General features: G+C 50.3%; 6 protein-coding genes, 1 rRNA gene and 3 pseudogenes. 7 read left to right on the forward strand and 3 right to left on the reverse strand.

Features of this window, described 5'->3' with window-relative positions:
• Positions 1–391 precede the first annotated feature (391 nt).
• From LH51_RS10600 to LH51_RS10610, 3 genes and pseudogenes are all read left to right on the forward strand, one after another.
• Positions 392–2,112, forward strand: a pseudogene (locus LH51_RS10600) (acetolactate synthase 3 large subunit).
• Between the two features lie 2 nt (positions 2,113–2,114).
• Positions 2,115–2,606: an acetolactate synthase small subunit gene (gene ilvN / locus LH51_RS10605; RefSeq protein ID WP_036522135.1), complete on the forward strand. Its 492-nt coding sequence runs from the start codon at positions 2,115–2,117 to the stop codon at positions 2,604–2,606.
• Positions 2,607–2,678: 72 nt separating this feature from the next.
• On the forward strand, positions 2,679–3,557 hold the full coding sequence (locus LH51_RS10610) for an ATP-binding protein (protein WP_036522137.1): 879 nt from the start codon (positions 2,679–2,681) through the stop codon (positions 3,555–3,557).
• On the opposite strand, the gene LH51_RS22620 is transcribed toward LH51_RS10610, so the two are convergent.
• The 3 genes and pseudogenes from LH51_RS22620 to ilvY form a co-directional block, all read right to left on the reverse strand.
• On the reverse strand, positions 3,540–4,418 hold the full coding sequence (locus tag LH51_RS22620) for an SLC13 family permease (protein ID WP_235263666.1): 879 nt from the start codon (positions 4,416–4,418) through the stop codon (positions 3,540–3,542). The genes LH51_RS10610 and LH51_RS22620 overlap by 18 nt on opposite strands.
• Positions 4,415–5,356 carry an SLC13 family permease gene (locus tag LH51_RS22625; RefSeq protein ID WP_235263667.1) on the reverse strand — a complete coding sequence of 314 codons (942 nt, stop codon included), beginning with the start codon at positions 5,354–5,356 and terminating at the stop codon, positions 4,415–4,417. Before LH51_RS22625 ends, LH51_RS22620 begins: the two co-directional genes overlap by 4 nt.
• 62 nt (positions 5,357–5,418) lie before the next feature.
• Positions 5,419–6,317 (reverse strand): annotated as a pseudogene (ilvY, locus tag LH51_RS10620) (HTH-type transcriptional activator IlvY).
• A gap of 142 nt (positions 6,318–6,459) precedes the next feature.
• Here ilvY and ilvC point away from each other — a divergent pair.
• The 4 genes and pseudogenes from ilvC to LH51_RS10640 form a co-directional block, all read left to right on the forward strand.
• A pseudogene (ilvC, locus tag LH51_RS10625) lies at positions 6,460–7,475 on the forward strand (ketol-acid reductoisomerase).
• Positions 7,476–7,612: 137 nt separating this feature from the next.
• Entirely contained in the window at positions 7,613–8,578 is a 966-nt protein-coding gene (locus LH51_RS10630) for a patatin-like phospholipase family protein (protein WP_052063666.1), read from the forward strand.
• Between the two features lie 63 nt (positions 8,579–8,641).
• Positions 8,642–9,424, forward strand: a complete 783-nt coding sequence (pssA, locus tag LH51_RS10635) for a CDP-diacylglycerol--serine O-phosphatidyltransferase (protein WP_036522139.1) — start codon at positions 8,642–8,644, stop codon at positions 9,422–9,424.
• A gap of 436 nt (positions 9,425–9,860) precedes the next feature.
• Positions 9,861–10,390 (forward strand): 16S ribosomal RNA (locus LH51_RS10640); the annotation flags it as partial.

A 10,390-nucleotide genomic window follows, 5' to 3' on the forward strand; every position in this document is an offset into this window, starting at 1 on the left:
TTCCTCAACTGAAAAGACTCTTGTATAGAATACAGCTTAGCGGTTTCTGTAGCAGGAAAAAACAGCTGATTTTCAGGTGGAATGAGCCCATTGGTGGTTGAGCTATCCTCCTTTAGTCATATTCTATTGCAATATAGCGCAAAACATACCCTTCTTATGGTTGAACCGGACTTGACTCGGTGCCAAAATAGCCGGCTTATTCGCGAAAATCTATAGTTGTCGGGTCGCATGAGGAAATCCCCGCTTATTCCGGCAATTTTAAGCAATACCCAGCTTATATCTCAGACAGGTCTGACAGAGTGAGAGATCCTTTATTCTGGTCAGCGCCGCATACAGAAATTTTAGCTGTTTAATGCCGACATGAGATCGGTGCTGAGTAGAGGAACATAGAGTGGAATTACTTTCAGGCGCAGAAATGGTAGTACGCGCTCTCAGAGACGAGGGTGTTCGGTACATCTACGGCTATCCTGGTGGTGCCTTGTTGCATGTGTACGATGCATTGTTTCAGCAGGATGAAGTCGAACATATCCTGGTGCGCCACGAGCAGGCTGCAACCCATATGGCAGATGCCTATGCCCGTGCCACCAATAAGCCAGGTGTTGCACTAGTGACGTCGGGTCCTGGAGCAACCAATGCGGTCACCGGTATTGCGACCGCGTATATGGACTCCATTCCGATGGTGGTTATCACCGGTCAGGTCATGAGTTTCCTGATCGGGGAAGATGCGTTTCAGGAAACCGACATGCTGGGTATCTCTCGCCCTATCGTGAAGCACAATTTCAGTGTGACGCGGGCCGAGGATATTCCGTCGATTATCAAAAAAGCCTTTTATATTGCCCAGACGGGGCGCCCGGGTCCGGTAGTGATCGATATTCCCAAGGATATGACCGCACCGACAGAGCGTTTCCCATACGAGTATCCCAAGTCGGTTAAACTGCGTTCATACAACCCAGTCACCAAAGGGCACTCGGGCCAGATACGTAAAGCCGTGGATATGTTGCTGGCAGCCAAGCGGCCGGTGATTTATAGCGGCGGTGGCGTGATCATGGGTGATGCCAGTGCAGAACTGATTGAGTTAGCGCATCAGCTGAACTTTCCAGTTACCAATACACTAATGGGGCTGGGTGGTTTTCCAGGAACAGATCGCCAGTTTGTCGGCATGTTGGGCATGCATGGCTCTTATGAAGCCAATATGGCCATGCATCACAGTGATTTGATCCTGGCCGTTGGCGCGCGCTTTGATGATCGTGTTACTAACGGTGTGGACAAGTTCTGCCCAACAGCACGTATTGTGCATATTGATATAGACCCAGCCTCTATTTCCAAGACCATCCAGGCGGATGTGCCGATTGTCGGGCCAGCCAAAGTGGTATTGGAAGATATGGTGCAGCTGGTTAAAGACAGCAAAAAACGTCCGGATGCTGATGCCATTGAATCCTGGTGGAAGCAGATCGACGAATGGCGTGGCCGTCACGGTGGTCGCTACCGTACCGACGATTCTGAAATGATGAAGCCTCAGCAGGTTATTGAAATGCTGTGCAAAGTCACTCAGGGTGATGCTTACGTCTGTTCCGATGTAGGCCAGCATCAGATGTTTGCGGCCCAGTACTACAAGTACAACAAGCCGAATCGCTGGATCAATTCCGGTGGTCTTGGCACCATGGGCTTTGGTTTACCTGCGGCCATGGGCGTTAAACTGAATTTCCCTGAAGCTGAAGTGGCTTGTGTAACGGGTGAAGGCAGTATCCAGATGAATATTCAGGAACTGTCGACCTGTCAGCAGTACGATATTCCGGTCAAAATCATTTGCCTGAATAATCAGTCCTTAGGATGGTGCGTCAATGGCAGGATATGAACTATGAGTCGCGTCACTCACAGTCTTATATGAACTCTTTGCCTGATTTCGTCAAGCTGGCTGAGTCTTATGGCCATGTCGGTATGAAAGTGACCAAGTACTCCGAGTTGGAAGCCGCTATGCGTGAAGCCTTTGCTATGAAGGATCGACTGGTGTTTATGGACATCATGGTAGACCCCTTTGAGCATGTTTATCCTATGCAGGTGCCGCGTGGTTCCATGCGGGATATGTGGTTGAGCAAGACGGAGAGGACTTGATCATGAGACATATAATTTCAGTTCTGATGGAAAACGAACCGGGTGCCCTGTCTCGCGTGGTGGGTCTGTTCTCGCAGCGTAACTTCAACATCGAATCACTGACTGTCGCGCCGACAGACGATGAAACCCTGTCACGTATGACGGTGATGACCACCGGTGATGATCGTGTCATCGAACAGATTACCAAACAGCTAAACAAGTTGATTGATGTGGTCAAAGTGGTGGACCTGTCTGAAGGTGAGCATATCGAGCGTGAGCTGATGATGATCAAGTTCAAGGCAAACGGCCAGATGCGTGCCGAGATCAAGCGTACCGCGGATATCTTTCGTGGCCAGATTATCGACATCACCCCCAATACTTACACAGTGCAGTTGGTCGGTTCGAGTGACAAGCTGGATGCGTTTATTGCCTCGCTTGGCAATACCAGCATCATGGAAGTGGTGCGCTCCGGTGTGTCGGGTATCGCACGTGGTGAAAAAGTTCTGTCCATCTGATAGCGCTAATCTAATCGGTTATACTCTAAAGGCCACTCGTTCGCGACTGGCCTTTTTTATGTAGGTATATCAATGAAAACACTACATCAACTCCTGAATCGTATTGCACAGGCACTGGAAGCGCACCTTCCCCCAAGTGTGGAGCCGCTGGACTGGTCAAAGCACTTGGCGGCCGTCTGGCGGGTTGAGCAAGAACGTGGGTACTTGGCTCCGGTCTCTTCGAGCAGTCCGGTAATGCTTGATGACCTGGTTGGTATTGAGTCCCAGCGGGATAGGGTGGTGACTAATACCCTGCAGTTTTTGCAGGGTTTGCCTGCTAATAATGTGTTGATGTGGGGTGCACGAGGAACGGGAAAATCTTCATTGGTGCGGGCGCTCTTGGCTGCTTATGCCTCTAAAGGCTTGAGACTCTTGCAGGTCGACCGTGAAGATCTGATTCGGATGCCACAAATTCTGGATTCACTGGCCGGTCAACCCTGGCGCTTTATTATCTATTGTGATGATCTTTCGTTTGAGGAAGATGATGTCAGTTACAAACGACTGAAAAGTGCGCTGGATGGCGCCTTGTCCCTCACGCCGGATAATGTATTGCTTTATGCAACGTCAAATCGTCGCCATCTGCTGCCGGAAGCGGCTTCCGATAACCTGCAGACAAAGTGGGTGGAGGGTGAGCTGCATCCCGGTGATGCCATAGAAGAGAAAATTTCACTGTCGGACCGCTTTGGCGAGTGGGTTGGATTTTATGCCTTTGATCAACCCACCTATTTACGCGCGGCTCAGCACTGGACACAGGTGCTGGCGGCCAGCTATGACTTGCCAGTTAGTTGGGATGAGCCACTGGATTTGGAGGCTGTGCGTTTTGCACAAGGGCGTGGGGTCAGAAATGGTCGCGTGGCCCACCAGTTTGCCAGTCACTGGGTGGGCCGACAGTTATTAAAACGGGAAGAGTAACGGCGTCATTACCAGTGTCACGATAAGCGCCAGTATCTGTAGAGGTATACCGACTTTGGCGAAATCGACAAAACGGTAGTTGCCGGGTGCCAGTACCAGCGTATTGACCGGAGAGGCGATGGGGGTGGCAAAGGCGGTTGATGCCGCAATAGCCACCGTCATCATAAAGGGTTCCGGATTGAGTCCCAGTAATTGCGACGTTGTCAGTGCAATGGGGGCAACCAGTACGGTGGTGGCGGTGTTGGATATAAACTGGCTAAGGCAGGATGTCAGTATAAACAGAGCAGTACAAAGCACGAGTGGGCTGGTATCGCCGAAGTTTTCTACCAGATTGCCGACCACGTAGCTGAGTGCACCACTGGTTTCCATGGCCAGGGCCAGGGGGAGCATACCAGCGATCAGAACAAGACTTTTGGCATTCAAGGATTGATAGGCCTCATTCATGTTCATGCAGCCAGTCAGAACCATAGCCAGGGCAGCCAGCAGTACCGCTGTCAGGTTAGGCAGTAATCCGAATGTCATGCTCACCAACATCGCCAGCATGATGCCCAGCGCAATCGGTGCTTTGCTGGCATTGGCGGCGATTTCATGCATTTCGGCAGGGGTTTCTATAACCACCAGATCCCGGCGATTTTCCAACTTGCGGATATACTCCCAACTGCCTGTGAGTAGCAAGGTGTCACCCGCTGCAAGGGGGGTGATGCCAAACTCGGTAGTCAGTGGTTCACGGTTGCGTCTCACACCGATAACACTCAGGTTAAAACGCTCACGAAAACGCCCATCTTTAAGCGATTGATTAACCAGACTGGAATTGGGAGGCAAAAGCACTTCGGCAAATCCAAACTGCTGCTGTACTTTCATAATATCGCGTTCGGGAAANCCNGGCGTCTCAGTTGCAGCGCCTGACAGAGCCGTTCTACCGCATTTTCCGCGCCGTATACCATCAGGGTATCCAGGTGCTGCATTCGCGTATCGGCAAGCGCTGGCATCATGGATGAGGATTTGCTGCCCCGGCGTTGGATGGCAAACACGGTGGTTTCGTATTCAGTGCGCAGCCCCATCTCCGCCAGGGTTTTACCGGCGAGTGGACTGTCAGGCTGTATCAGTAGTTTGTGCAACTGGTCGCGGATGCCATAACGCTCTGCAAATTCACTCAGTGTGGGGTGGCTGTCTTCAGGGTCACGCGCTTCGCTTTTGGGTAACAGAAAGCGTCCGACAAATACCAGATACAGGCAACCTACAATCAGCATCACCAGGCCGATAGGGGTAAAGTCAAAAAAGCCAAAGGGTTCACCCGTTTCACGCATCTGACCGCTGACAATAATGTTCGGTGGGGTACCGATCAGGGTGAGCATGCCGCCAATCAGCGCAGCAAAAGCCAGTGGCATGAGTAGTCGTGAAGGCTGCATGCCGGATTTTCTGGCCATACTCAATACCACCGGAATCAGCAAGGCAACTGCGCCAGTGGAGCTCATAAAGGCTGATAGGAGCGCAACAACCGGCAACAAAAACAGTAGCAGCCTGACCTCACTGCTACCGCCTACCTTTAGTAGCCAGTTACCCGCCGCAGCGGCAATGCCGGTGCGAAACAAACCTTCCCCAACTACGAAAAGTCCGGCAATCATGATAACAACGCTGTTGCCAAAGCCTGAAATGGCTTCCGTCGGGGTGATTATCCCGGATGCCGCCAGCACGACCACAACCAGGAGTGCAACCACATCCATACGCAACTTGTCGATAATGAACAGTACAACAGTGGCGGCCAGCAGGCCGAACACAAACAGCATTTCAAATGTCATAGAGCTTGTGGTCCGTTACCTAAACGATAAAGGGCTAATGATGACGGTTAAGGCAGGCTTTCTCAATCTTTCTGATGACGGTTTTCAAGTTGTGTCCAGAAGGCATGAATCAGCGGATGACGCAGTTTCTTTTCCAGGGCAAAGATGCCTACTTCAAACGGCGTGAGTTCAGGGATTACCTTAAGGGCGGTGACGCGGGATGCCAATGGGCTGTTATCCAACACGATCTGCGGCACCAGCCCCACGCCAAACCCCAAACTGACCATGCTGACGATGGCTTCGTTGCCTGCAACCTGTGCATAGATTACCGGTTTTATGCCAAGTGAGCGAAACCAAAGATCCGAGCGTTTTCTCGCCAGCCCCGCTTCTGACAGGATCATGGGCACGTCCTGCCAGTTTGCTTTGCTGGCCGTACCACTAAGGCGTTGTTGCAGTTCCGGTTGATCGGCCGGAATGATGAAGACCAGAGGGGAGCGGGTAATAGATCGAAACGCGATATCCTGTGGTAATTGATCAGGGCGGGCGCCTATAGCTATATCTTCAGTACCGTTCTGAACACGCTGTATAGCTTCAGCCGGGTCACCGGTATGCAATTTGATCTCAATGCGTGGATAGTCCTGACGGAAGCGGCTGAGGATCTCATAGAGAAAACTGTAACTGGCGGTAACCGAGCAGTACATGCTGAGTTCGCCTTGCAGTTCTTGTTGGTCAGCTTGCAGCGTGCTTCGCAGGGTTTGCCACTGTAATAAGGTTTCACGTGCATAGGTTTGCAGGCGTCGACCTTCCGCTGTCAGGCTGACCGAGCGGTTATCACGGATAAACAGCGTGACGCCCAATTCCTCTTCAAGTTGTTTGATTGTTCGGCTCAGCGTCGAGGGCTGATATGACACGCAGCACTGGCGCGGCTAAAGTGCAGTGTATCGGCGAGCATCAGAAAATGCTGCAGGCTTTTACTATCCAATATCATTATCCAGGGTTGTATTTCAAATTGTGAAATATAATATTGCAAATATATCATTTTACGCAACGATGCGAATGCCTTAGAGTAGCGCCATTGCACAACAGGTGTAACCTCTTTTGACCTCTAGTAAAGGATAAGTAGCATGCAAGTTTATTATGATAAAGATTGTGATCTGTCGATCATTCGTGGCAAAAAAGTATCTATCATCGGTTACGGTTCACAGGGTCACGCACATGCGTGCAACCTGAATGACTCGGGTGTTGATGTAACTGTAGGTCTGCGTGCTGGCTCTTCTTCACGCGCCAAGGCTGAAGCCGCTGGCCTGAAAGTGGCTGATGTAGCTGATGCGGTTAAATCAGCTGATCTGGTTATGATTCTGACACCTGACGAGTTCCAGGGTCAGTTATACAAAGCCGAGATCGAGCCAAACATCAAACAGGGCGCTACCCTGGCTTTTGCTCACGGTTTCTCTATTCACTATAACCAGGTTGAGCCACGTAAGGATCTGGACGTTATCATGATCGCGCCAAAAGCGCCGGGTCATACTGTTCGTTCTGAATTTGTTAAGGGCGGTGGTATCCCTGATCTTATCGCTATTTTCCAGGATGCCTCAGGTAATGCCAAAAATGTTGCCCTGTCTTATGCCTCTGGTGTAGGCGGTGGTCGCACCGGTATCATCGAAACAACCTTTAAAGATGAAACTGAAACTGACCTGTTCGGTGAGCAGGCTGTTCTTTGTGGTGGTTGCGTTGAGCTGGTGAAAATGGGCTTTGAAACCTGGTGGAAGGTGGTTATGCACCGGAAATGGCTTACTTCGAATGTCTGCATGAACTGAAGCTGATTGTTGACCTGATGTACGAAGGCGGCATTGCTAATATGAACTACTCCATCTCCAATAATGCTGAATATGGTGAGTATGTCACGGGTCCTGAAGTTATCAACGAACAGTCACGTGAAGCCATGCGTAATGCACTGAAGCGTATCCAGAGTGGTGAGTACGCCAAGATGTTCATTGCTGAAGGCGCCACTAACTATCCTTCAATGACGGCGCGTCGTCGTAACAATGCCGCGCACCAGATTGAGCAGGTAGGTGGTAAGCTGCGCGAGATGATGCCTTGGATTACAGCTAACCAGCTGGTAGACAAGTCTAAAAACTGAGTTTTGCCTGGTCGTTAGGCCATTCAAGCTAAACAAGCCCGAACCGGTACGCCGCTTCGGGCTTGTTTGTTTCGTACCCAGCGTGAAAACTCAGGTATGATCAGAGTAGTTGCTGGATGGATACAGGAGGGCCCGGTATGAAACTCAATCTTGCGTTACAGGGTGGTGGTGCGCACGGTGCATTCACCTGGGGTGTGCTGGACAGATTGTTGGAAGCCGGAATTACACCTGAAGCGATTAGTGGCACCAGTGCAGGTACTATGAATGCCGTTATGCTGGCAGAGGGGTGGCGCCTCGATGGCGCGGATGGCGCCAGGGAGATGCTGGATCACTTCTGGCAGAAACTGGCTTTACCTGAAGGGTTTGCCCACAAAGAATCGGGTGAGTGGTGGCGCAGGCTGACACGCCATTTGTCGCCCTACGATCTCAATCCATTTGACTATAATCCCCTAAAGCAATTACTAAATGAGTTGATTGACTTTGAAGCCTTGCGTCAGGTATCTGAAATTAAGCTCTATATTGCCGCAACTGAGGTAGAAACCGGGGTATTGCGCTTGTTTCGTGAAAGCGAGTTGGATGTGGAGCATCTGCTGGCAAGTGCCTGCCTGCCCACGCTGCATAAAGCGGTGGAAGTTGATGGCTGTCACTATTGGGATGGTGGGTTTTCCGGTAACCCGGTAGTCAGACCGCTGGTTACGGATTGCAAGAGCAATGATCTTTTGTGTGTTCTACTACAGCCTTTGCAGCGCAAGGACCTTCCAACCAGTGCGGAGGCAATTTCGGAGCGTATGACGGAGTTGTCGTTTCAGACTGCTTTTATGCGTGAGTTGGCTGAAATTAATCAGCGTCGAGAGCATTTACTTGGCAGACCCTGGCTGGTGGGACAGGAAGAGTCCCGCTGGCGCAAACTGCGGTTGCACTTGATTGAGCCGGATGATCACCTTGCTTCACTGAAGTCGGCAACTAAGTTTGATACTCGAAAACGCTTTCTGGAATCGCTGCGAGAGCTGGGCCGAACGCAGGCTGAACAATGGCTTGAACAGACAAAAGATCAGTTGGGTAAGTCTGCAAGTTGGAAGCTTGAGGTGCTGTTTCATCGATGAGTTGGGCGCTGGCGTTATTCTCAAGTAGAATAGCTATTACATTCACTGATTAATTGGCATTTTATGATAGATAAAAAATCGCATGACACTGAATCAGAAGAGCAAAGTGCTGGAACGCCTGAGGTTGATAGAGTAAAACCGCATAAAGGGGTTTATCTGTTACCCAATTTATTTACTACGGGTGCACTTTTTTCAGGCTTTTATGCTGTTATCGCTTCAATGAATGGGCAGTTTGAAGCGGCGGCCATCGCTATTTTTGTGTCCATGCTCTTCGATGGACTGGATGGTCGTGTGGCACGGATGACCAATACCCAAAGTCCATTCGGTGCCGAATACGATTCCCTGGCCGATATGGTGTCTTTTGGTGTGGCGCCTGCCATAGTCGCCTTTACCTGGGCACTGGATGATCTGGGGAAACTGGGCTGGTTTGCAGCTTTTTTGTATGTGGCGGGTACTGCATTGCGATTAGCGCGTTTCAATACACAAATAGGTTCGGTTGATAAACGTTATTTTGTCGGGCTTCCCAGTCCGGCCGCCGCTGCGGCTGTGGCAGGTCTTATTTGGATGTGCACGAAATTTGAGTTTGCAGCAGAGGATATAGCCTATCTTGTTGCTCTCTATGTGGCATTGGCTGGCGTGCTGATGGTGAGTAATATTCTTTATTACAGTTTCAAGGATGTCGATCTGAAGGATAAGGTCCCTTTTCTGATTTTGTCTGCCATCGTGCTTGGTATCGCAGTTATTTCAATCAGTCCAGCCTTGTTTCTTTGGTTGCTGTTTGTGGTTTATGCCTTCTCTGGTCCGGTGCTCTGGCTGGTTCGTAAAAAGAAACACTTGGTAAAATGAAAGACCTGTCTAAATAGTGCAGTTATTCATTATGTCGAGTGTAGTCAGACTGGCGTCAACCCGCTACCTGAAATAAGAGGGGGTGGGTTGTTGCGCTGATCATCTGTTGTACAGCGTGCTACACATGCCTCAGCTCGTCTGAAAGCCCATCTGTAAGTGTGGTAAAAACTTTTTAAACGAAAACGAAAAAAGACTGTTGACGCTCCATAATCAGGTCTATATTATACGCACCTCGCTTGAGACAACAGCCCAACACACCGGGCAGCTCAAGCCGCTCTTTAACAAATTAATCAGGTAATGCGTGTGGGCGCTTGTTCAGGTTAGGCATTAAAGCTTAAATCAAAAACAAGCAACCTATATGTGAATTCATTTAGATGTACGTTTTTGAGCATGACTTAGATAGTTAGCGGTTTAGGCTGTTAGTTATCGAAAATTTAAACTGAAGAGTTTGATCATGGCTCAGATTGAACGCTGGCGGCAGGCCTAACACATGCAAGTCGAGCGGTAGAAAGTAGCTTGCTACTTTTGAGAGCGGCGGACGGGTGAGTAACGCGTGGGAATCTACCTGGTAGTGGGGGATAACGTTCGGAAACGGACGCTAATACCGCATACGCCTTTACGGGAAAAGAAGGGATCTTCGGACCTTTCGCTATCAGATGAGCCTGCGTAGGATTAGCTAGTTGGTAGGGTAAAGGCCTACCAAGCGACGATCCTTAGCTGGTCTGAGAGGATGATCAGCACACTGGACTGAGACACGGCCCAGACTCCTACGGGAGGCAGCAGTGGGGAATATTGGACAATGGGGGCAACCCTGATCCAGCCATGCCGCGTGTGTGAAGAAGGCCTCGGGTTGTAAAGCACTTTCAGTGGTGAGGAAGGGTGTAACGTTAATACCGTTATACATTGACGTTAGCCACAGAAGAAGCACCGGCTAACTCCGTGCCAGCAGCCGCGGTAATACGGAGG

The organism is Nitrincola sp. A-D6 (assembly GCF_000764495.1).
In the GTDB taxonomy this organism is placed as follows: domain Bacteria; phylum Pseudomonadota; class Gammaproteobacteria; order Pseudomonadales; family Balneatricaceae; genus Nitrincola.

Excerpts from the sequence above, each read along its gene's own strand:
- ilvN (WP_036522135.1), top strand. The coding sequence starts at position 2,115 with ATGAGACATATAATTTCAGTTCTGATGGAAAACGAACCGGGTGCCCTG.
- LH51_RS10610 (WP_036522137.1), top strand. The coding sequence starts at position 2,679 with ATGAAAACACTACATCAACTCCTGAATCGTATTGCACAGGCACTGGAA.
- LH51_RS22620 (WP_235263666.1), bottom strand. The coding sequence starts at position 4,418 with ATGAAAGTACAGCAGCAGTTTGGATTTGCCGAAGTGCTTTTGCCTCCC.
- LH51_RS10630 (WP_052063666.1), top strand. The coding sequence starts at position 7,613 with ATGAAACTCAATCTTGCGTTACAGGGTGGTGGTGCGCACGGTGCATTC.
- pssA (WP_036522139.1), top strand. The coding sequence starts at position 8,642 with ATGATAGATAAAAAATCGCATGACACTGAATCAGAAGAGCAAAGTGCT.